General features: G+C 70.0%; 17 protein-coding genes. 15 read left to right on the top strand and 2 right to left on the bottom strand.

Going from position 1 to position 22,677, the window contains the following annotated elements; all coding sequences use genetic code 11:
- Positions 1-310 precede the first annotated feature (310 nt).
- From ACN6O8_RS04470 to ACN6O8_RS04400, 15 genes are all read left to right on the top strand, one after another.
- On the top strand, positions 311-982 hold the full coding sequence (locus tag ACN6O8_RS04470) for a TetR/AcrR family transcriptional regulator (protein WP_427989853.1): 672 nt from the start codon (positions 311-313) through the stop codon (positions 980-982).
- 58 nt (positions 983-1,040) lie between these two features.
- Positions 1,041-3,389, top strand: a complete 2,349-nt coding sequence (locus ACN6O8_RS04465) for an acyl-CoA dehydrogenase (RefSeq protein WP_427989852.1) — start codon at positions 1,041-1,043, stop codon at positions 3,387-3,389.
- Positions 3,390-3,416: 27 nt separating this feature from the next.
- Positions 3,417-4,712 (top strand): acetyl-CoA C-acetyltransferase, encoded by a 1,296-nt coding sequence (locus ACN6O8_RS04460; protein WP_427989851.1) that lies wholly within the window; start codon positions 3,417-3,419, stop codon positions 4,710-4,712.
- Positions 4,709-6,643 (top strand): 3-hydroxyacyl-CoA dehydrogenase NAD-binding domain-containing protein, encoded by a 1,935-nt coding sequence (locus ACN6O8_RS04455; protein ID WP_427989850.1) that lies wholly within the window; start codon positions 4,709-4,711, stop codon positions 6,641-6,643. Before ACN6O8_RS04460 ends, ACN6O8_RS04455 begins: the two co-directional genes overlap by 4 nt.
- A gap of 117 nt (positions 6,644-6,760) precedes the next feature.
- A complete protein-coding gene (locus ACN6O8_RS04450) occupies positions 6,761-8,092 on the top strand; it encodes an OmpP1/FadL family transporter (protein ID WP_427989849.1) in 1,332 nt (443 codons plus the stop codon).
- Positions 8,093-8,156: 64 nt separating this feature from the next.
- Complete coding sequence (locus tag ACN6O8_RS04445; RefSeq protein WP_427989848.1) at positions 8,157-10,547, top strand: 3-hydroxyacyl-CoA dehydrogenase/enoyl-CoA hydratase family protein; 2,391 nt, start codon at positions 8,157-8,159, stop codon at positions 10,545-10,547.
- A 133-nt stretch (positions 10,548-10,680) separates the two neighbouring features.
- Positions 10,681-11,880, top strand: coding sequence for an acetyl-CoA C-acyltransferase (locus tag ACN6O8_RS04440; RefSeq protein ID WP_427989847.1), 1,200 nt, complete (start codon positions 10,681-10,683; stop codon positions 11,878-11,880).
- A 13-nt stretch (positions 11,881-11,893) separates the two neighbouring features.
- Positions 11,894-12,442, top strand: a complete 549-nt coding sequence (locus ACN6O8_RS04435; protein WP_427989846.1) for a DUF4442 domain-containing protein — start codon at positions 11,894-11,896, stop codon at positions 12,440-12,442.
- The gene (locus tag ACN6O8_RS04430) at positions 12,403-12,999 is read left to right on the top strand and encodes a chalcone isomerase family protein (protein ID WP_427989845.1); all 597 of its coding nucleotides are present in this window, start codon (positions 12,403-12,405) and stop codon (positions 12,997-12,999) included. The genes ACN6O8_RS04435 and ACN6O8_RS04430 overlap by 40 nt, the downstream gene beginning before the upstream one ends.
- A 1-nt stretch (position 13,000) precedes the next feature.
- Positions 13,001-14,695: an AMP-binding protein gene (locus tag ACN6O8_RS04425; protein ID WP_427989844.1), complete on the top strand. Its 1,695-nt coding sequence runs from the start codon at positions 13,001-13,003 to the stop codon at positions 14,693-14,695.
- 167 nt (positions 14,696-14,862) lie between these two features.
- Positions 14,863-16,728 (top strand): ABC transporter ATP-binding protein, encoded by a 1,866-nt coding sequence (locus ACN6O8_RS04420; RefSeq protein WP_427989843.1) that lies wholly within the window; start codon positions 14,863-14,865, stop codon positions 16,726-16,728.
- Positions 16,729-16,878: 150 nt separating this feature from the next.
- The gene (locus ACN6O8_RS04415) at positions 16,879-17,904 is read left to right on the top strand and encodes a 2-keto-3-deoxygluconate permease (RefSeq protein ID WP_427989842.1); all 1,026 of its coding nucleotides are present in this window, start codon (positions 16,879-16,881) and stop codon (positions 17,902-17,904) included.
- Positions 17,901-19,121: a D-threonate kinase gene (gene dtnK / locus ACN6O8_RS04410; RefSeq protein ID WP_427989841.1), complete on the top strand. Its 1,221-nt coding sequence runs from the start codon at positions 17,901-17,903 to the stop codon at positions 19,119-19,121. The genes ACN6O8_RS04415 and dtnK overlap by 4 nt, the downstream gene beginning before the upstream one ends.
- Entirely contained in the window at positions 19,118-20,170 is a 1,053-nt protein-coding gene (gene pdxA, locus ACN6O8_RS04405; RefSeq protein WP_427989840.1) for a 4-hydroxythreonine-4-phosphate dehydrogenase PdxA, read from the top strand. Before dtnK ends, pdxA begins: the two co-directional genes overlap by 4 nt.
- A 4-nt stretch (positions 20,171-20,174) precedes the next feature.
- Positions 20,175-21,083 (top strand): GntR family transcriptional regulator, encoded by a 909-nt coding sequence (locus ACN6O8_RS04400; RefSeq protein WP_427989839.1) that lies wholly within the window; start codon positions 20,175-20,177, stop codon positions 21,081-21,083.
- Here ACN6O8_RS04400 and ACN6O8_RS04395 read toward each other — a convergent pair.
- Both ACN6O8_RS04395 and ACN6O8_RS04390 read right to left on the bottom strand, forming a co-directional pair.
- The gene (locus tag ACN6O8_RS04395; protein ID WP_427989838.1) at positions 21,080-21,814 is read right to left on the bottom strand and encodes a CoA-transferase subunit beta; all 735 of its coding nucleotides are present in this window, start codon (positions 21,812-21,814) and stop codon (positions 21,080-21,082) included. The two genes, ACN6O8_RS04400 and ACN6O8_RS04395, sit on opposite strands and share 4 nt — an antisense overlap.
- Positions 21,807-22,649, bottom strand: a complete 843-nt coding sequence (locus tag ACN6O8_RS04390; RefSeq protein ID WP_427989837.1) for a CoA transferase subunit A — start codon at positions 22,647-22,649, stop codon at positions 21,807-21,809. Before ACN6O8_RS04390 ends, ACN6O8_RS04395 begins: the two co-directional genes overlap by 8 nt.
- Between the last annotated feature and the right edge of the window lie 28 nt (positions 22,650-22,677).

The following is a 22,677-nucleotide window of genomic DNA, read 5'->3' as shown; positions in this document are numbered from 1 at the left end:
GGCGATCGGGCTCGCCAGGCGCATCCACGGTGCCACGCTCTCAAGTCCTCGCGCTGATACTGCGGCGTTTCGTTCCGGCCTTCCAGACGCCTTTCAACCTAGGGCGCTCGTCCGAGGACAAACGGCGCAGCGCCATTTGGGTGAGGCGTGCGCGCGCTCCTCGGCCAACGGCACGGGCTATCGTGCAAAGGAGCGAGGCGCTCGCCCGAACCGTCTCGGAGTTCCTGCGACCCCGCTAGGGATAACCACTATCGCCTCTTCGCACCGGGTCACGCATACTGCTTTCAAACGAACGTTTGATTTCAACCCAATGCAAGAACTCAGATCCTCCAGCACCCGCGAATCGATCCTGGACACCGCCGAAGCCTTGTTCGCGCAACAGGGCCACGATGGCACGTCCATGCGACAGATCACCGGCGCGGCGGGCGTCAACCTGGCGTCGGTCAACTATCACTTCGGTTCCAAGGAATCGCTGGTCCAGGCCGTGCTCAAGCGGCGGCTGGAAGTCCTGAACCGCGAACGCCTGCGCCTGCTGGACGAACTCGAAGCGCAGGCCGAGGGCAAACCGCTCAAGCCCTCGCAGATCGTCGATGCGTTCTTCGGCACGCTGCTGCGGCTGGCGGCCGATCCGGAGCAGGCCGGCAGCACCTTCCTGCCGCTGCTCGAACGCACCATGACCAACCCGGCCGGCTTCATCCGCGCGCTGTTCGCCGAGGAATACGCCGACGTGCTCGAACGGTATCGCAACGCCCTGTTCGCCGCCCTGCCCGATGTGCCGCGCGCCGAGATCGTGTGGCGCTTCCAGTTCATGCTCGGCGCCACCTCCTACGCCATCATCGGCACCGACCTGCTGCGCTCGGTGACCGGCTGGACGGTCGACGAGGCCGAGCAACCCGACAACCCCGAGCTGCTGCTGCCCCGCCTGATGAGCTTCCTGCTCGGCGGCCTGCGCGCTCCCCTGCCGCAGCATTCCGCCACCTAGGGCGCGGCCCGATCGGCGGGGGTGCGGTTCCAGAGAATTCGAGAAAGGAGACAAGGAAATGAACGCAGTCATCGTCGCGCTGATCGTCATCGCGCTGTTGGCCGCCGTCCTGCTGGGCGTGCGCCCGCTCAGGCGGGCCTTGCTATCGGCGCCGATCTTCACTCTCTACCGCAAGGTGCTGCCGCAGATGTCGGCCACCGAGCGCGACGCGCTCGAAGCTGGCACGGTCTGGTGGGAAGGCGAGCTGTTCCGCGGCCGCCCCGACTGGCAGCGCCTGTTGGCCTATCCGCGCCCGCGCCTGACCGACGAGGAACGGCACTTCCTCGACCACCAGGCCGAACAGGCCTGCCGCATGGTCAACGACTGGAACATCTCGCAGGAACGCTTCGACCTGCCCGCCGAGGTCTGGGACTACCTCAAGCGCAACGGCTTTCTCGGCATGATCATCCCCAAGGAATACGGCGGCCTGGCGTTCTCGGCCTATGCGCATTCCGAGATCGTGACCAAGCTGTCGACGCGCTCGTCGGCGCTGGCGGTGTCGGTGATGGTGCCCAACTCGCTCGGGCCGGCCGAGCTGCTGCTGCACTACGGCACCGAGGAACAGAAGAACCACTACCTGCCGCGCCTGGCGCGCGGCGAGGACGTGCCGGCCTTCGCGCTGACCAGCCCGTGGGCCGGCTCCGACGCCGCCGCCATCCCCGACAGCGGCATCGTCTGCAAGGGCGAATGGCAGGGCCGCGAAGTGATCGGCATGCGCGTCAGTTGGGACAAGCGCTACATCACGCTGGCGCCGGTCTGCACGCTGCTGGGCCTGGCCTTCCGCCTGTACGACCCGGACGGCCTGCTGGGCGGCAGGAAAGACCTGGGCATCACCTGCGCGCTGGTGCCGCACGACCATCCCGGCGTGGACACCGGCCGCCGTCACTTCCCGCTGAACGCCATGTTCATGAACGGCCCGACCTGCGGCCAGGACGTCTTCATGCCGCTGGACTTCATCATCGGCGGCCCGGCCATGGCCGGCCAGGGCTGGCGCATGCTGATGGAATGCCTGGCGGCCGGCCGCTCGATCTCGCTGCCGTCGTCCAACACCGGCATGGCCAAGCTGACCGCGCGCGCGGTGGGCGGCTACGCCCGCGTGCGCAGCCAGTTCCGCACCCCGGTCGGCAAGTTCGAGGGGGTCGAGGAAGCCCTGGCCCGCATCGGCGGCCACACCTACATCATGGACGCCGCGCGCGGCATGACCGCCGGCGCGGTCGACCTGGGCGAGAAGCCCTCGGTGGTGTCGGCCATCGTCAAATACCACGTCACCGAACGCGCGCGCCAGGTGGTCAACGACGGCATGGACGTGATCGGCGGCAAGGGCATCTGCCTGGGGCCGTCCAACTTCCTGGGCCGCGCCTACCAGCAGATTCCCATCGGCATCACCGTGGAAGGCGCCAACATCCTGACGCGCAGCCTGATCATCTTCGGCCAGGGCGCGATCCGCTGCCACCCCTACGTGCTGGCCGAGATGCGCGCGGCCCAGTCGCCCGACCGCAAGCAGGGGCTGGCGGATTTCGACCGCGCCTTCTGGGGCCACGTCGGCTTCGTCGCGCGCAACATGCTGCGCGCGCTGGGCACGGCGCTTACCGGCGGCCGCTTCATCGGCATCGAGGCCGACGTCGCGCCCGAAATGAAGCGCTACTACCAGTTGCTGAGCCGCTATTCGGCCGCCTTCGCGCTGCTGGCCGATACCTCGATGCTGGTGCTGGGCGGCAGCCTCAAGCGCCGCGAGCGCCTGTCGGCGCGCCTGGGCGACATCCTGTCGCAGATGTACCTGGCCAGCGCCGCGCTCAAGCGCTTCGAGGACGAAGGCCGCCAGGCCGCCGACGCGCCGCTGGCGCACTGGTCGGTGCAGGACGCGCTGTTGCGCCTGCAGGACGCCATCGACGGCGTGCTGGAGAACTATCCCAACCGGCTGGTGGCGTGGAGCCTGCGCCGCATCGTCTTGCCCTGGGGCCGGCCGCAGTCGCCGCCGTCCGACCAACTGGGCCAGGAGGTGGCGCGGCTGCTCATCAACCCCGGCGCGGCGCGCGACCGCCTGACCGCCGGCTGCCACCTGCCGGCGAGCGCCGACGAACCGGTCGGCGCGATCGAACTGGCGCTGGCCGCCACGCTCGAGGCCGAGCCGATCGAGGCGAAGATCCGCGAATTCGAGAAAAGCGGCGCGCTCGATGGCAACCCGCAAGCCAACGTGCGCGACCTGGCCGATGCGGCCTTCGCGGCCGGCGGCATCACCGCCGAAGAGCATGCGGTGGTCAAGCATCGCAACAACTTGCGCGACATCGTGGTGAAAGTGGATGATTTTCCCTTTGACCTCGGCGTCACCGGCGCGGTCAAGCCGGTCACCGCGCGCAAGGCGGCCTGAGGCCCGTCAACCCAACGAGGAGATCGGATGGCATTCAAACCGGTATACGTGGTCGACGGCGCCCGCACGCCTTTCCTGAAGGCGCGTTCCGGCCCGGGCCCGTTCACGGCCGGCGACCTGGCGGTGCAGGCCGGGCGCGGCCTGTTGTTGCGCCAACCCTACGCGCCCACCGACCTGGACGAGGTCATCGTGGGCTGTGCCGCGCCGTCGGCCGACGAGGTCAACATCGGCCGCGTGATCGCGCTGCGGCTGGGCTGCGGCAACCAGGTGCCTGGCTGGACGGTGATGCGCAACTGCGCCTCGGGCATGCAGGCGCTCGATTGCGCCATCGCCAACATCCAGACCGGCCGTTCGCAACTGGTGCTGGCCGGCGGCACCGATGCCCTGTCGCACGCGCCGGTGCTGTTCTCCGACGACATGGTGCGTTGGCTGGCCGGCTGGTACGGGGCGCGGGGCCTGGGCGCCAAACTGGCCACTTTGCGCCGCCTGCGGCCGCGCCACCTTGCGCCCGTCATCGGCCTGCTCAAGGGGCTGACCGACCCGGTGGTCGGCCTGTCCATGGGCCAGACCGCCGAGAACGTCGCCACCCGCTTCGGCATCAGCCGCCAGGCCATGGACGCCTATTCGGCGCAAAGCCATGCGCGCGCGCTGGCCGGGCGCGCCGACGGCGCCTTCGCCGAAATCACGCCGCTGATCGACACGCAGGGCAAGCTGTACCCGGACGACGACGGTGTGCGCGCGGACTCCACGCCCGAAAAACTCGCCAAGCTCAAGCCGGTGTTCGACAAGCCCTGGGGCAACATCACCGCCGGCAACAGCTCGCAGGTGACCGACGGCGCCGCGATGCTGGTGCTGGCCTCCGAGGAAGCGGTGCGGCGCTGGAACCTGCGGCCGCTCGGCCGCATCGTTGACAGCCAGTGGGCCGGCCTCGATCCGGCCATGATGGGCCTGGGTCCGGTCCACGCCGCCACCCCGATCCTGCAGCGCCACGGCCTGGGCCTGAACGACCTGGACTTGTGGGAGATCAACGAAGCCTTCGCCGCCCAGGTGCTGGGCTGCCTGGCGGCCTGGCGGGACGAGGCCTATTGCCAGGAACACTTCGGCACGCCCGCCTGGGGCGCGCTCGACCCGGCGCGCCTGAACGTGGACGGCGGCGCCATCGCCATCGGCCATCCGGTGGGCGCCTCGGGCGCCCGCATCGTGCTGCACCTGCTGCACGCGCTCAAGCGCCGCGGCGCGCGGCGCGGCATGGCCGCCATCTGCATCGGCGGAGGCCTGGGCGGCGCGATGCTGGTCGAAACACTGGAAGGGGACCGCCCATGACCGCACTGGATACGCTCTCGCACTGGCGCCTGGAGCGCGACGCCGACGGCCTGGCCTGGCTGACCTTCGACCGCGCCGGCAGCGCCGTCAACGCGCTGTCGGCCGACACCATGGCCGAACTGGCGGCGGTGCTGGACGCGCTCGACGCCCAGCCGCCCAAGGGCCTGGTGATCCGCTCGGGCAAGGCCACCGGCTTCATCGTCGGCGCCGACGTCAACGAATTCGCCGAGCTGAACACCGCCGAACAGGGCCGCGCCCTGGTGGCGCGCGGCTGGAACCTGTTCAACCGCCTGGCGGCGGTGCGCTACCCGACGCTGGCGCTGATCCAGGGCCACTGTCTGGGCGGCGGCCTGGAGCTGGCGCTGGCCTGTCGCTACCGGCTGCTGGAAGACGCGCCCGGCGCCTCGCTGGCGCTGCCCGAAGTGATGCTGGGCATCTTCCCCGGCTGGGGCGGCATGCTGCGCCTGCCCGCCGCGATCGGCGCGCCCGCGGCGCTCGACATGATGCTGACCGGCCGCGCCGCCGACGCGCGCCGCGCGGCCGCGCTGGGTCTGGTGGATGCGCGCGTGCCGTCCCGCCTGCTGCAAGCGGCGGCGCGTGGCATGGTGCTATCGGGCAAGCCGCCGCGCCGCGCGCGCGGCCTGGGCGCCTGGCTCAACCGCTGGCCGCTCAAGGCGGTGGCCGCGAACCGCGCCCGCAAGCAGGTCGCCGCCAAGGATCCGCTGGGCCACTATCCCGCCGCGCCCGCCATCATCGACATCTGGGAAAAGCACGGCGGCAACGCCTTGCAGGCGCCCGCCCTGATCGACGCCATCATCGCCTCGGACACCGCCCGCAACCTGCTGCGCGTGTTCCGCTTGCAGGAACGCCTCAAGGCCAACGGCCGCCAGGCCGGCGCCCCGCCGGTGCGCCACGTGCACGTGGTGGGCGCTGGCGTGATGGGCGGCGACATCGCCGCCTGGTGCGCGCTCAAGGGCATGAGCGTGACCCTGCAGGACCAGGACATGGCCCGCATCGCGCCCGCCATCCAGCGCGCCGCGGCCCTGTTCTCGCGCCGCCTGAAAGACCGCCGCGCGGCCCGCGCCGCCTTCGACCGGCTGGTGCCCGACCCCGGCGGCGGCGGCGTGCCGCTGGCCGACGTGGTGATCGAGGCCATCAGCGAGAACGCCGAGGCCAAGCGCGGCCTGTACCAGGCGCTGGCGCCGCGCATGAAAGCCGACGCGCTGCTGGCCACCAACACCTCCAGCCTGTCGCTGGAGACGCTGCGGGCCGGGCTGGACCGGCCCGAGCGGCTGGTCGGCATCCACTTCTTCAACCCCGTGGCCAAGATGCCGCTGGTCGAAGTGGTGCACACGGACGGCACCGCCGCGGACACGCTGGCGCGCGCCTGTGCCTTTGTCGGACAAATCGGAAAATTGCCCCTGCCGGTGCGTAGCGCCCCCGGTTTCCTGGTCAATGCGGTGCTGGCACCGTATATGCTTCAGGCCATGCGAAATATCGACGACGGTCTATCGCCCGCCGCCGTGGACGCGGCCATGGTGGCGTTCGGCATGCCGATGGGGCCGCTCGAACTGGCCGACACGGTCGGCCTGGACATCGCTCGCGCGGCGGGCCAGGAACTGGCCGGCGGCGCCGAGCCGCCGCGCTGCCTGGCCGAAAAACTGGCGCGCGGCGACCTGGGCAAAAAGAGCGGCCGCGGCTTCTACACCTGGCGCGACGGCAAGCCGGTCAAGGACGCCAAGGGCGGCGATCGCGCGCCGGCCGGGCTGGCCGAGCGGCTGATCCAGCCCTTGATCGACGCCACCCGCGAACGGGTCGAGGCCGGCGTGGTGGCCGACGCCGACCTGGCCGACGCCGGCGTGATTTTCGGAACCGGGTTCGCGCCGTTCACGGGCGGGCCCTTGCATTACCAGAGCAGTCGCAGTGCGTAGCACGGTAACGCGCTAACCAACCAAACCGGCCTGGACCCCCTTGAGCCGGATAGACCGGGGCAACGAAACCGGCAGTGCCATCGAGACATACCTATCCAACATGAGGAGGCAGTACCTATGAGCAGACGTTCATTGTCCCTGAGCACCCTGTCCGCCATTGTGGTCGGCCTGGGCGCCACCAGCGCCGCCCATGGCGCCGGCTTTCAGCTCCTGGAGCAGAATGCCAGCGGCCTGGGCAACGCGTACGCGGGCTCGGCGGCAAATCCGGAAAACGCCAGCATCATCTACTACAACCCGGCAGGCATGACCTATCTGCCGGGCGTCAATGTCTCGGGCGGCATCAATCTGATCAAGCCCTCGTTCAAGTTCTCGGACAACGGCAACAGCCGCAATCCGAGCGCGCCCGGCCTGCCCGGTTCCGGCCTGAGTGGCGCCCGCCCCACCGGCGGCAATGGCGGTGACGCCGGCAACCTGGGCGCCGTGCCCAACCTGTACGGCTCGTGGCAACTGAACGAGCAGTGGTTCATCGGCCTGGGCATCGGCGCGCCGTTCGGCCTGATGACCGAATACGACGACGGCTGGGCCGGCCAGTACCACTCGAACAAGTTCGAGATCAAGACGATCAACGTCAACCCCTCGATCGCCTACAAGGTCAACGACAAGTTCTCGATGGGCTTCGGCGTGAACTGGCAGCACATCGACGCCACCTACAAGAAGAAGACCGTGGTGCCGGTGGCGCTGCCGGGCGGCCGCACCGTCTTCACCAACGGCGACGCCGACCTCAACCTGAAGGGCGACGCCTGGGGCTGGAACGTGGGTTTCATGCTGCAACCCACCGAAGCCACCCGCATCGGCCTGTCGTACCGCTCCAAGATCAAGCACACCGCCAAGGGCGACACCGACATCGACAACATCGGCCCCACCGGCCAGTCGGTGTCGTTCGACGCCAAGGCCTCGGTCGACCTGCCAGACACCCTGATCCTGAGCGCCACCCACCAGCTCAACGAGAAGTGGGAACTGCTGGGCGACATCTCGTGGACCGGCTGGAGCAGCATCCCCGACCTGAAGATCCGCAACTCCGGCACCGGCGCGCGCGATGACGACCTGCCGCTGAACTTCCGCGACACCTGGCGCATCGCCGTCGGCACGACCTACAAGTTCGCGCCCGACTGGAAATGGAAGTTCGGCCTGGCGTACGATCAATCACCGGTCTACAAGGCCGAGGATCGCCCCACCTCGCTGCCCGACAACGACCGCTACTGGTTCTCGACGGGCGTGCAATGGCAGGCCACCAAGAACACCACGCTCGATCTGGGGTATACCTACCTGTACCTGCGCAAGACGGACATCGACACCACGTCCGGCAATGCGCTGACGAAGGGCCGCGTCGCGGGCACCTATGACAGCAGCGGCCACATCGTCGGGCTGCAACTGTCGTCCCGCTTCTAGCCCTGCCGGGGCGGACGGCGGGCCGGTCCCGCCTTCCGCCGGCCCGTATTTTCAGGAGACTTCCTTGAGCAAGTTCGTCGTCAAACACGTCGCCGTGCTGGGTGCCGGCGTCATGGGCGCGCAGATCGCCGCCCACCTGGCCAACGCCGGCGTGCCCGTCACGCTGTTCGACCTTGCCGCGCCCGAGGGCGAGCGCAACGGCATCGTCAAGAAAGCGCTGGCCGGCCTGAAAAAGCTCGAACCGGCGCCGCTGGCCAGCGCCGCCCGGCTGGCCCTGATCACCCCGGCCAACTACGACGACCATCTCGACCAGCTGCGCGGCTGCGACCTGATCATCGAAGCGATCGCCGAGCGCATGGACTGGAAGACCGCGCTGTACGAGCGCATCGCGCCGCACGTCGCGCCCGGCGCCATCATCGCCTCCAATACCTCCGGCCTGTCGATCGACGCGCTGGCCAACGCCCTGCCGGCCGCGCTGCGCGACCGCTTCTGCGGCATCCATTTCTTCAATCCGCCGCGCTACATGCGGCTGGTGGAGATCATCGCCACCGCCCACACCCAGGCGCCGGTGCTGGACCAGCTCGAAACCTGGCTGACCTCCACGCTGGGCAAGGGCGTGATCCGCGCGCTGGACACGCCCAACTTCGTGGCCAACCGCATCGGCGTGTTCTCGATCCTGGCGGCCATGCACCACACCCAGCGCCTGGGCCTGGGCTTTGACGAGGTCGACGCCCTCACCGGCCCCAAGATCGGCCGTCCCAAGAGCGCCACCTACCGCACCGCCGACGTGGTCGGCCTGGACACGCTGGCGCACGTGGTCGGCACCATGGACAAGAACCTGCCGGACGATCCCTGGCACCGCTACTTCACGCTGCCGGCCTGGCTGTCGGCCCTGATTTCCAAGGGCGCGCTCGGCCAGAAGAGCGGCGCCGGCGTCTACCGCAAGGCCGGCCGCGAGATCCAGGTGCTGGACCCGCAGGCGCAGGACTACCGCCCCAGCGCCGGCAAGCTGGCCGACGAGGTCGCCGCCCTGCTCAAGGAACGCGACCCGGCCAAGCGCTTCGCCGCGCTGCGCGCCAGCGCGCATCCGCAGGCCCAGTTCCTGTGGAGCCTGTTCCGCGACATCTTCCACTACAGCGCGGTGCAGCTCGGCCAGGTGGCCGACAACGCCCGCGACCTGGATCTGGCCATGCGCTGGGGCTTCGGCTGGGCCCAGGGCCCGTTCGAGACCTGGCAGGCCGCCGGCTGGCAGGCCATCGCCCGCGCCGTGGCCGAGGACATCGCCGCCGGCCGCGCCATGAGCGACGCGCCGCTGCCGGCCTGGGCCCTGGAGCCCGAGCGCCAGGGCGTGCACACGCCGCAGGGCTCGTATTCCGCCCGCACCGGCAAGCTGCATCCGCGCTCGGCGCTGCCGGTCTACCGGCGCCAACTGTTCCCCGAGCGCGTGTTCGGCGAAGGCGCCGACGACCGTGGCGCCACGGTGTGGGAAAACGAAGGCGTGCGCCTGTGGAACCTGCCCGAAGTCGACGCCGGCATCGCCATTCTTTCCGTCACCTCCAAGAACCACACGCTGGGCGCCGAGGTGCTGGAAGGCATCCTGCAGGCCGTGGCCCGCGCCGAGCGGGATTTCGACGGCCTGGTGATCTGGCACGACGCGCCGTTCGCCGTGGGCGCCAATTTGCAGCAAGTATCCGAAGCCTGCGCCGCCGGCCAGTGGGACATGCTGGAAGCCACCGTCGAGAAATTCCAGCGCACCTCGCAGGCCTTCAAGTACGCGCGGATCCCCACCGTGGCGGCGGTGCAGGGCATGGCGCTGGGCGGCGGCTGCGAATTCCTGATGCACGCCTCGCACCGCGTGCTGGCGCTGGAAAGCTACATCGGCCTGGTCGAGGCCGGCGTCGGCCTGATCCCGGCCGGCGGCGGCAGCAAGGAGTTCGCCGGCCGCGCCGCGGCGCTGGCGGCCACCACCGCCACGCCCGGCGAAGTGTTCCCGTTCCTGCAACCGGTGTTCCAGACCATCGCCATGGCGCGGGTCGCCAAGAGTGCCATCGAGGCCATCGACCTGGGCTTCGCGCGCGAGCAGGACATCGTGCTGTTCCATCCCGGCGAACTGCTGTTCGTGGCCATCGGCCAGGCGCGCGCCGCCGCCACCGCCGGCTACGTGCCGCCCCCGCGCCTGCAAGGCGTGCCGGTGGCCGGCCGCAACGGCATCGCCAACTTCGAGATGGTGCTGGTCAACATGCGCGAGGGCGGCATGATCAGCGCCCACGACTACCGCGTGGCCCGCAGCGCCGCCGTAGCGCTATGCGGCGGCGAGGTCGAGACCGGCGCCAAGGTCGACGAGGAATGGCTGCTGGCGGTCGAACGCAAGGAGTTCGTGGCGCTGCTGCGCACGCCCGAGACCCAGGCCCGCATCCGCCACACGCTCGACACCGGCAAGCCATTGCGGAATTAGGCCCCCCTAGCGCCTTCGGCGCCTCCCCCAGGGGCGCCGGTGGCGGACCGGCGGAGCCGGATCCGCGCGGCCCCCGCTGGTGGGGGACCGTGGTGTGCGTAGAGGGTGATCGTTATGGATACGAGGAATTGACATGAGCAAACAGATTCAAGAGGCCTACATCGTTGCGGCGACGCGGTTGCCGGTGGGCAAGCGCAATGGGGTGTACGCCACCACCCGGCCCGACGACATGCTGGCGGCCGCGCTGCAGGGCGTGCTCAAGCAGACGCCGTGGCTGGATCCGGCGCGCATCGACGACGTCATCACCGGTTGCGCCATGCCGGAAGCCGAACAGGGCATGAACGTGGCGCGCATCGGCCTGTTGCTGGCCGGTCTGCCGCAGAGCGTGGCCGGCGTCACCGTCAACCGTTTCTGCGCCTCGGGCCTGCAGGCCGTGGCCGACGCCGCCGCCCGCATCCGCAGCGGCGAGGTCGACATCATGATCGGCTCGGGCACCGAGTCCATGAGCGCCATGCCCCAGATCATGGGCAACAAGGTGTCGCTCAATCCGGCCATCTTCTCGCACCCCGAGAACGTCGGCATGGCCTTCGGCATGGGCCTGACCGGCGAGAAAGTGGCCGAGCAATGGAAGGTGTCGCGCGAAGACCAGGACGCCTTCGCGCTGGCATCGCAGCAGAAGGCCAACGCCGCCATCGCCGCCGGCCACTTCCGCGCCGAGACCACGCCGTTCGAGGTGGTGACGCGCCTGCCCGGCGGATCCAAGGGCGACGTGCGCGAAACCCGCCGCCTGGTCGAGGTCGACGAAGGCCCGCGCCCGGACACCACCGCCGAGGGCCTGGCGCGGCTCAAGCCCGTGTTCGCCGCGCGCGGCAGCGTCACCGCCGGCAACAGCTCGCAGATGTCCGACGGCGCCGCCGCCGTGGTGCTGGTGTCCGAGCGCGTGCTGCGCGAGTTCAACCTCAGCCCGCTAGCGCGCTTTGTCAGCTACTCGGTGGCCGGCGTGCCGCCGGAAATCATGGGCATCGGCCCCATGGCGGCGATTCCCAAGGTGTTGGCGCGCGCCGGCATCGCCCAGGACGACCTGGACTGGATCGAACTGAACGAGGCCTTCGCCGCGCAATCGCTGGCGGTGATCCGCGAACTCAAGCTCGATCCGTCCAAGATCAACCCGCTGGGCGGCGCCATCGCGCTGGGCCATCCGCTGGGCGCCACCGGCGCGATCCGCACCGCCACGCTGCTGCATGGCCTGCGCCGCACCGGCGGCAAGTACGGCATGGTGACGATGTGCATCGGCACCGGCATGGGCGCGGCCGGCCTGTTCGAAGCGATGTAACCCGGAAAAGGCGGTGAAGCCCTATTGGTTCAAACGCCTGTCGCCGGCCTGGCGCGCGCGCCTGATGCGGGTGGGATTCAACCTGCATCCGGCGTTTCGCGCCACCGGCGGACGGGTGCTGCATGTATCGCACGATTTCCATCACATCCGCATCAAGCTGCCCTTGCTGCGGCGCACGCGCAATATTGTGGGATCCATGTACGGCGGCTCGCTGTTCGCGGTGACCGACGGCGCCCATCCCACCATGCTGATGGCCGCGCTGGGCGCGGACCACATCGTGTGGGACAAAGCCGCGTCCATCCGCTACCGCAAGCCCGCCTACACCACGCTGTATGTGGACTTCCGGCTGCCGCCGGGAGAAATCGCGGAGATACGCGCCATCCTGGCGCGCGACCACGAGACCACCCGGACATACGCCGTGGAATTGAAGGACAAGGACGGCGTCGTCTACGCCGTCGTGGAACGCACGATCTACATCGCCGACAAGACCTACTACAAGCAGAAAACGACTGGAGCAGACCCATGCGTAACATCATCCCCGGAGGGCGCGCCGCCGCCCTGAGCCTGGTCCTGGCCGCCTGCCTGGCGGCCGCCCCCGCGCTGGCCGCCGACATGGAGGTTGCCGGCGTGCGCGTGCCGGCCCAATTGTCCGAAGGCGGCCATGCGCTGGTGCTGAACGGCGCCGGCCTGCGCACCAAGTTCGTCGTCAAGGTCTACGTGGCGGCGCTCTATGCCAGCGCCCGGAGTCAGGACGCGGCCGCGCTCATCAACAGCAACGAGCCGCGCCGCATGCGCCTGCAACTCTTGCGCGACGTCGACAGCAAAAGCCTGGACGCGGCGTTGCAGGAAGGGCTGCGCGACAATACGTCCAAACAGGAACTGGCGGCCCTGCAACCGTCCGCCGCGCGCCTATCGGCCCTGATGGCGGACATTGGCTCGGCGCGCACGGGCGACGTCATCGACCTGGACTTCGACGCCCGCGGCGTCACAGTTACCGACAACGGCAAACAACGCGGCCGCATCGACGACCCGGCCTTCGGCCGCGCGCTGCTGCGCGTCTGGCTGGGCGAAGACCCGGCCCAGTCCTCCCTCAAAAAAGCCCTGTTGGGAGCCCCCTGAGATGCAACGAATCTGGCAAAAAAGCTACCCCCCGGGCATCCCCAAGGACATCGAGCTCGACAGCGCCACCACGCTGGTCTCGATCGCGCGCGACAGTTGCCGGCGGTTCGCCGACAAGCCGGCGTACCTGAGCATGGGCAAGACCATCACCTACGCCGAACTCGACCGCCTGACGCGCGACTTCGCCGCCTGGCTGCACGCCAACGGCCTGCGCAAGGGCGACCGGGTGGCGCTGATGATGCCCAACCTGCTGCAATACCCGGTATGCCTGTTCGGCACGCTGCGCGCCGGCTGCACCGTGGTCAACTGCAACCCGCTCTACACCGCGCACGAACTGGAGCACCAGTTGGCCGACGCCGGCGCGCGCGCCATCGTGGTGGCCGACAACTTCGCCGCCACGCTGCAAAAGGCGCTGCCCCACACCTCCGTCGAAAAGGTGCTGGTGACATCGATCGGCGAACTGCTCAGCCCGCTCAAGGGCCGCCTGGTCGACTTCGTGGTGCGGCGGGTCAAGCGCATGGTGCCGGCCTGGTCGATCCCCGCCGCCATCCGCCTGGGCGCGGCGCTGCGGGCCGGACGCGACCTGCCGTTCGAGGAGGTCGCCCTGACCCAGGACGACCTGGCCTGCCTGCAATACACCGGCGGCACCACCGGCGTGGCCAAGGCCGCCATGCTGACCCACGGCAACCTGGCCGCCAACGTGACCCAGGCCCACGCCTGGATCAAGCCGCTGGTCAAGGACGGCGAGGAATGCATCATCACGGCGCTGCCGCTCTACCATATCTTCGCGCTCACGGCGAACTGCCTGGCCTATATGAAGATCGGCGCCAGCAACCTGCTGATCATCAACCCGCGCGACATTGGCGGGCTGATCAAGGAAATGGCCAAGGTGCCCTTCAGCGCCTTCACCGGCGTCAATACGCTGTTCAACGCCCTGCTCAACCATCCAGACTTCGCCAAACTGGATTTCTCGCACCTGCGCCTGACCATGGGCGGCGGCATGGCGGTGCAGCGCGCCGTGGCCGAGCGCTGGCTGGCGGTCACCGGCCGCTCGCTGGCGCAGGCCTATGGCCTGACCGAGACCTCGCCGGCGGTGACCATCAATCCGCTGGACGTGAAGGTGTTCACCGGCTCGATCGGCCTGCCGGTGCCGTCGACCGACCTGTCGATCCGCGGCGACGACGGCCGCGAGCTGGGCGTGGGCGAAAGCGGCGAGATCTGCGTGCGCGGCCCGCAGGTGACGCAGGGTTACTGGAACCGGCCCGACGAGACGGCGCTGGTGATGACGCCGGACGGCTACCTGCGCACCGGCGACATCGGCTACGTGGACGAGGCCGGCTATGTGTTCCTGGTCGACCGCAAGAAGGACATGATCCTGGTGTCCGGCTTCAACGTCTATCCCAACGAGGTCGAGGACGCGGCCGCGCTGCATCCGGGCGTGCGCGAAGTGGCGGCCATCGGCGTGCCCGACGAACGCTCCGGCGAGGCGGTCAAGCTGTACGTGATCCGCAAGGATCCCAACCTGGACGCCGAAACGCTGATCGCGCACTGCCGCACCCTGCTCACCGGCTACAAGGTGCCGCGCTTCATCGAGTTCCGCGATGACCTGCCGCGCACCAACGTCGGCAAGATCCTGCGGCGCGAACTCAAGCCGGCCACGGCCGAGGCGCCGCGCAAGGACGCCGCGCGCGCCTAGCGGCCGCAGGCACTGAAAGGCGGGGCGCGGGACAACCTCATCACCGACAAGGCCAGCCGGCGCGAGGGTGGAACACGGCGCGCGCAATACGGATGACGGCACGCAACCCCTTTATTTTTAAGGGGTTACCCTGATACGCTTGGGCGGCCTCCTTCCACGGATCCCCCATGCCCGGCACCAAACCGAATCCCGTTCCGAATCCCGTCTTTCGTTACTTCGAGAACCTGATCGACCCGTTCCGCGACGCCCCCGACATCACCCCGCCGGGGCGCGTGCTGCGCTTCTACGCCTACTACCTGCGGCAGGTCTGGCCGATCTTCGCCATCCTGCTACTGGTGGGCCTGGGCGGCGCGCTGGTGGAAGTGGCGCTGTTCAGCTTCCTGGCAGATCTGGTCGACATGGCGCAACACACCGCGCCGGCCGATTTCTTCCGCGAACACGCCTACACGCTGGCGTGGATGGCGTTCGTGGTGATGGTGCTGCGGCCGCTGTCGATCGCGCTGCACGACCTGCTTTCGCACCAGACCATCTCGCCCAGCCTGACCACGCTGGTGCGCTGGCAGAACCACCGCTACGTGCTCAACCAGGGCCTGGCGTTCTTCCACAACGACTTCGCCGGCCGCGTCGCCAACCGCGTGCTGCAGACCGGCAATTCGCTGCGCGATTCGGCGGTGCAGTCGGTCGACGCGCTGTGGCATGTGATGCTGTACGCGGCCAGCGCGCTCTATCTGTTCGCCGAGGCCGACTGGCGCCTGGTGATCCCGCTGGTGCTGTGGATCGCCATCTACTGCGGCATACTGGCGTACTTCGTGCCGCGCATGCAGGCGCGCGCCGTCATCGCCTCCGAGGCGCGCTCCAAATTGATGGGCCGCATCGTCGACGGCTACACCAACATCGCCACCCTCAAGCTGTTCGCCCACGCCCGCCGCGAAGAAGACTACGCGCGCCAGGCCATGACCGAGCAGACCGACAAGCAGCGCCTGTCGACCCGCGTCATCACCGCCATGGATGTCTCCATCAACACGCTCAACGGCATCCTGATCGCCAGCACCGCCGGCCTGGCGTTGTGGCTGTGGAGCATCGGCAGCATCAGCCTGGGCGCGATCACGCTGGCGCTGGGGCTGGTGATCCGCATCAACAACATGTCGGCCTGGATCATGTGGGAAGTGAACGGCATCTCGGAAAACGTCGGCATCGTGCAGGACGGCCTGGCCACCATCTCGCAGCCGCGCCAGGTGCTCGACCGGCCCGACGCCGTGCCCTTGCGCATCACGCGGGGCGAGGTACGCTTCGAGGACATGTCGTTCCACTACGGCAGCGGCCGTCAGATCATCCCGCACCTGGATCTGACCGTGCGCGCCGGCGAGAAGATCGGCCTGATCGGCCCGTCCGGCGCCGGCAAGTCGACCCTGGTCAACGTGCTGCTGCGCCTGTACGACCTGGAAGGCGGCCGCATCCTGATCGACGGCCAGGACATCGCCGGCGTCACCCAGGAAAGCCTGCGCTCGCAGATCGGCGTGGTCACCCAGGACACCTCGCTGCTGCACCGCTCGATCCGCGACAACCTGCTGTACGGCCGGCCCGACGCCACCGAGGCGCAGGTGCGCGACGCCATCGAGCGCGCCCGCGCCGCCGAATTCATCGACGCGCTGGTCGACGGCGACGGCCGCCGCGGCCTCGATGCCCACGTCGGCGAGCGCGGCGTCAAGCTCTCGGGCGGCCAGCGCCAGCGCATCGCCATCGCCCGCGTGCTGCTCAAGGACGCGCCCATCCTGATCCTGGACGAAGCCACCTCGGCGCTCGATTCCGAGGTCGAGGCCGCGATCCAGGAAAGCCTGGAAGCATTGATGCGCGGCAAGACCGTCATCGCCATCGCCCACCGCCTGTCCACCATCGCCCGCATGGACCGCCTGGTGGTGCTGGACCGCGGCCGCATCGTCGAATCCGGCAGCCACGCCAGCCTGATCGCCCAGGGCGGGCTGTATGCGCGGCTGTGGAGCCACCAGACCGGCGGTTTCGTCGGACTGGACTGAGGCGGCGGGCGGGCGTCGCGCTGGCGCCACACGGGAAGACCCTGTACGTACATGCTGTACGTACAGGTGTACACTGGCGCCTTTCAACCCCCTGACAGACGCACGCATGAACGTCTGCGCCGCGAGAAAATCCTCCTGGAGACTCCGATTGTGAAGACCGAAACCACCCGCTCGCCGTTCTTTGGCACGATGCAGAAAATCCCCGGCGGCCTGATGCTGGTACCGCTGATCCTGGGCTCGCTGATCGGCACCTTCGCGCCCGACGCGCTGGCCATCGGCGGCTTCACCACCGCCCTGTTCAAGAACAGCGCCCTGCCGCTGATCGCGCTGCTGATCTTCGCCACCGGCACCCACGTCAACGCGCGCACCGGCGGCCCGATCCTGGCCACCGCCGGCACCATCCTGCTGATGAAGACGCTGGTGCCCGCCACCCTCATCATCATCCTGGGCAGCTACGTCGGCCTGGACGGCGTGCTGGGCGTGTCGATCCTGGCCATGCTGGCGGCCTTCGACAACAGCAACGGCGGCCTGTGGCTGGCCTACACCGGCCAGTACGGCGACGCCCGCGACCGCGGCGCCTACGTCGCCAGCGCGGTCAACGACGGCCCCTTCTTCAGCCTGCTGTTCCTGGGCGCCTCGGGCCTGGCCGACATCCCCATGATCGCCCTGGTCGCCGCGCTGGTGCCGTTCCTGCTGGGCGTGGTGGTCGGCAACCTCGACCCCAAGTGGCGCGACGTGCTCAAGCCGGTGCCCAACATCGTCATCCCGTTCTTCGCTTTCGCGCTGGGCACCGGCATCAATCTGGGCGCGGTGGTCAACGGCGGCATTTCCGGCCTGATCCTCGGCCTGATCATCAGCCCGATCACCGGCGGCCTGGTCTACCTGGGCTACCGTCTGATCCTGCGCCGCGGCGGCAAAAGCGGCCTGGGCTTCGCGGCCGGCACCACCGCCGGCAACGCCATCGCCACCCCCGCCGTGGTCGCGGCCGCCGATCCCAACTTCCAGCAATACGTCTCGACCGCCACCGCGCAGGTCGCCGCGTGTGTGCTGATCAGCTCGATCCTGGCGCCGGTGCTGGCCTCGTACTTCCTCAAGCGCGCCGGGGAACTCAAGTCCGAGGACGCCGCCGACGCCACCGCCGGCGGCTACCGCGAGGCGCGCGGGGAGGCCCTTTGAATCCCGCCATCGCCATCGTCGCCGACGACCTGACCGGCTCCGGCGACACCGCCGTGCAGTTCGTGCGCGCCGGCTGGATCACCCGCCTGTCGATCGACGGCGCGCACGAGGCGCTGGCGGCGCCCGCCGCCGACGACGTCGACGTGCTGGCGGTCACCACCCACAGCCGCGCCCTGCCCGCTTCGGAGGCGGGCGCGGTGATCCGGCGCAACGTCGAGCGGCTGCGCGCCGCCGGCGTCGCGCGCCTGTACAAGAAAGTGGACTCGACGCTGCGCGGCGCCTTCAAGGCCGAGATCGACGCGGCGCGCCAGGCCTGGGGCGAGGACGCCATCGCGGTGGTGTGCCCGGCGTTTCCCGCCACCGGCCGCACCGTGGAAAACGGCGTGCTCATGGTGGTCGGCCAACCCGTCACCGCCACCTCGGCCGCCACCGACCCGGTCACGCCCGTGACCGAAAGCCATATCCCGACCCTGCTGGGCTGCGCCCAGGTCGCCGCCGAGGCCGGCGAATCCCCCGAATCGCTGGCCGCGCGCATCGCGCGGGCCGGCGCCACGGTGGTGGTCGACGCCCGCGACGACGCCGACCTGGAACGGCTGGCGCGCGCCATCGGCCTGCTGGGGCCGCGCGCCCTGCCGGTGGGCGCGGGCGGCCTGGCGGTGCCGCTGGCCCGCGTCTGGGCCGGCGCCGACCAGACCGCCCCGGTGGTGGTGGTCGTCACCTCGCAACACAGCGCCGCCCGCGCGCAAGCCGCCGCGCTGCAAGCCACGGGCGCCCGCACCTGGGCGCCGCAACTGGCGGACCTGGCCGATGACGCCGCCTGGCGCGCCTGGTGCGAACCGCTGCTGCGCGCCCACGCGCAGGGCGGCGTCGACGCCGCCGGCACGTTGCTGTTGCTAGCGCCGGCCGGTCAGCGCGACGGACTCGATTCCGACACCGTCGCGCGGCGCCTCGGCGCCCTGGCCGCGCAGGCCATCGGCGCCTCGCGCGCCGCGGGCGTGGTCGCCACCGGCGGCGACGGCGCGCGCCAGGTGCTGCTGGCGCTGGGCGCCAGCGGCATCGCCCTGGTGGACGAAGTGATAGGCGGCGTGCCCCTGGGCACGCTGACCGGAGGCACGGCCGCCGGCCTGCCCGTGGTGACCAAGGCCGGCGGCTTTGGTGCCGAAGACGTACTGGTTCGCGCCGTGCGCGCGATCCGCGACAGGAGATTCAAGCGATGACACACACCCCCGCCCCCAAGCTGCCGCTCTTGGCCGTGACCCTCGGCGACGTGGCCGGCATCGGGCCGGAGATCACGGCCAAGATGCTGATGGGCCATGACGAACTGCGCCAGAAGGCGCGCCTGGTCGTGATCGGCGACGTCGACGTGATGGCCAATGCGGTGCGCAGCCTCGGCGGCGACCCCGCCATCGTGCGCCGCGTCGAACGTCCCGCCGACGCCAGCAACACGCCCGGCACCATCGAAGTGCTGCAGGCCGGCCCGTCGCTGGCCGACGTCAAGCTGGGCGAGATCAGCGCCGCCGCCGGCGACGGCTCGGTGCGCTTTGTCACCACCGCCTGCGCCCTGGCGCGCGCCGGCGAGGTCGACGGCATCGTCACCGCCCCGCTCAACAAGGCCGCCATGCACGCGGCCGGCCACAAATGGCCCGGCCACACCGAGCTGCTGGCGCACGAATTCGGCGTCAAGACCTTCTCGCTGGTGCTGTCGGCCGGCGACCTCTACATCTTCCACGCCACCACCCACGTGTCGCTGCGCCAGGCCATCGAAGACCTGACCCCGGCGCGCGTGCGCGCGGTGCTGCGCCTGGCCGGCTCGTTCGCCAAGGCGCTGGGCCGCGGCGACCGCCCGGTGGCGGTGTCGGGTCTGAACCCGCACGCCGGCGAAAACGGCATCTTCGGCACCGAAGACGCCGACATCCTGGCCCCCGCCGTGGCCGAGGCCAACGCCGCCGGCATCCTGGCGGCCGGCCCGATCCCGGCCGACGCGCTGTTCCCGCAAGCGGTGCGCGGCAAGTGGCAGTTCGTGATCGCCTGTTACCACGACCAGGGCCACGCGCCCTTCAAGGCCGTCTATGGCGACGACGGCGTTAACATCACCGTCGGCCTGCCGGTGGTGCGCGTGTCGGTCGATCACGGCACCGCGTTCGACATCGCGGGCCAGGGCATCGCCCGCGAAGACAGTCTGATCCTGGCCGCCGAGCGCGCCGCGCATCTGGCCCCCGGCTGGACGCATGTATGGGAAACTGCGCGGGCTCAAACAGGAGGTTGATTCCATGGCGCCCGCCAACGCTGAAGATCTGCCCGCGCTGGACCGTTCCGGCGAGGCGCCGTTGCATGCCCAGGTGGCGGCGCTGTTGCGCGGCTACATCCGCACCCGCAAGCTCGGCGCCGGCGCCCTGCTGCCCAGCGAGGCGGCGCTGTGCGATCACTTCGGCGTGGCCCGCAGCGTGGTGCGGCAGGCGCTCTCGGCGCTGGCCGCCGAAGGCCTGATCCAGCGCGAGGCCGGGCGCCCGGCGATGGTCGCCGCGCCGCGCGAACACCGCCGGCTGGTGCAACGCTCCACCGGCCTGTACGAACAGTTCGCGCAATCCGGCGTGGCGCTCAAGACGCGCGTGCTGGATCTGGCGCCGGGCGAACCGCCCAAGGCCGTGGCCGAGTTCTTCGGCACCCACGATCTGCTGCTGCTGGAACGGCTGCGCCACGTCGCCGATGCGCCGCTGGCGTACGTGCGCACCTGGCTGCCCGCCGCCGCCGTGCCCGGGCTGCGCGCCGACGAACTGACCGACGCCTCGCTGCACGGTGTGCTGACCCGCCGTTTCGGGCTGCATCCCGGCGCCGGCCGCAACCAGATCCGGGCGGTGGGCGCCGATGCCGCCCTGGCCGGCCTGCTGCAGGTGCCAGCCGGCACGCCGCTGCTGATGCTGGAAGGCCAGGGCATGGACCAGCACGGCCGCCCGCTGGAATGGTTCAGCACCTGGCATCGCGCCGAACAACTGGTGTTCGATGTCGACGTCAGCGTCGGCCACGAAAGTGTGCAGCCGCGTCTGCGCGACGCGGCGGGCGCCGCCGCCCCCGCCGTCGAACCAGCCACCGCCGGCCACGACCCGCTGGCGCGCGCCCAGGCGCTGGTGGCCGAGCTTTCCGCCGAACTGGCGCGCCTGCGCGCCGGCAACCACGGCTAGCGCAGCGTCACCGCCGCGTCACGCTCGAAACTGCCGTCCGCATCCAGCTCGCGCAAGGCGCGCCGCTCCGCCTCGGTGGGCGGCGGCGTCGGCCCGGCGCCCTCGGCATCGAAATCGAAACCGGTGCGCTCGCGCACCTCCTCCAGGCTGGACTCGGGATGCCACGATTGCAGCGCCAGCCGGCCGTCGCGCTTGACGAACACGGCGATCGGCGTGGCCACGCCGGCAAAGCCGCCGCCCGCCGTCACGAAATCCAGCTCCCGCACGAACACCCGGCGCGAATGCTCGGTGCGCCAGGTGCAGGTGCGCCGCGCCGTGGGCATCATCACCGCCCCGCCGCCCCCGCCCGGCAGGCGCACCTTGGGCGCATGCCAGTCACCGATGCAGGAATTGTTGGCGCGGCCGGCGCCGTCGATCTGCGCCGCGCCCAGAAACGCCAGATCCATGCGGCCACGCGTGCACAGGTCATAGAAATCCTCGTTGGCGAAGATCGACGCGCTGTGCTCGGCCAGCACCGGATCGGAACTGGACAGCGGAATGTGCGACGGACGCGGATCGACCCCGCCCGCCACATTGATGTAGACGTAGTCCCAATCATAGGCGCGCTTGGCCAGCAGGCAGGCCAGCATCGGCGGCGTCGAATTGACGCCGCTGAAGGTGATCTCATCGGGCCGGATGAAGCGCGCCAGATTGGTGACGATGTACGAAAACCCCGACCATTGCTCAGCCATGCGTCGCTCCCGTCCGTTGCGCGGCTTCCGGCGCCGCGGCCAGATGGGCCGCCAGGTCGCCGTCCTTGTCCAGGTAGGCCTGCACCGCCGGATAGTCGATAGCGTAGTCCGGCCAGCACGAGCCCGGCCAGGCCGAGCGCGGCAGCACCGTGTAGGCCTGCACCATGAAATACGGCACCAGCGTGGCCTCGGGCTGGGCCTCGAACACGGCGCTGTCGACCAGCTTCTCGGCCACCACCAGCACGCTGCCGGCGGCGCGCGACATGATGCGGTCCCAGTGCGCCGTGCCATGCACCCGGACATTGCCGCGCGCGTCCACTTCCGAGGCCTGGATCACCGCGAAGTCCGGCCGCACCGCCGGGATCACCCAGGTGCGCTCGCCGCTGCCGTAGGGATCGTCCAGGCATTTCCAGCCGTTCAGCGTCGGCAGCGCGCTGCCGTGCAGGCCGCCACAGGGCTGGAACGGCACGCCGTAGGCGGCGGCGCGCAGGCCCGCCGTCAGGCTGTAGCAGGCATGCTCCTCCAGCTCGACCTCGCCGCGCTCGATGGCCTTGCGGTACCACGGCGCCAGGCCGAAGTTGCCTTCCATCGCCACGATGCCGGCGCGCACGCGCCGCAGCGCGCCGGCGCGGCACAGAATGTCGACGTCATAACCGGGCGACTGCTTGATCAGTTCCAGGTCGCGCCGCCCCTGGCGGATCAGTTCGCGCACGAACGCGAACGGCCCCCGGTGCAGGAAGCTGCCCCCCAGGGCGATCGAGGCGCCGTCCGGCACCAGCGCCGCCAGCTCGGCCAGCGAGCGCTGCTTGTGTGCCTGGTTGAATCCCGAACCCATGCTGTCTCCTTGGTTGTCATCGTCATGC

This window comes from Achromobacter sp., assembly GCF_050285565.1.
Lineage (GTDB): Bacteria > Pseudomonadota > Gammaproteobacteria > Burkholderiales > Burkholderiaceae_B > Achromobacter.
This window is presented reverse-complemented; position numbering and strand designations above follow the sequence as displayed.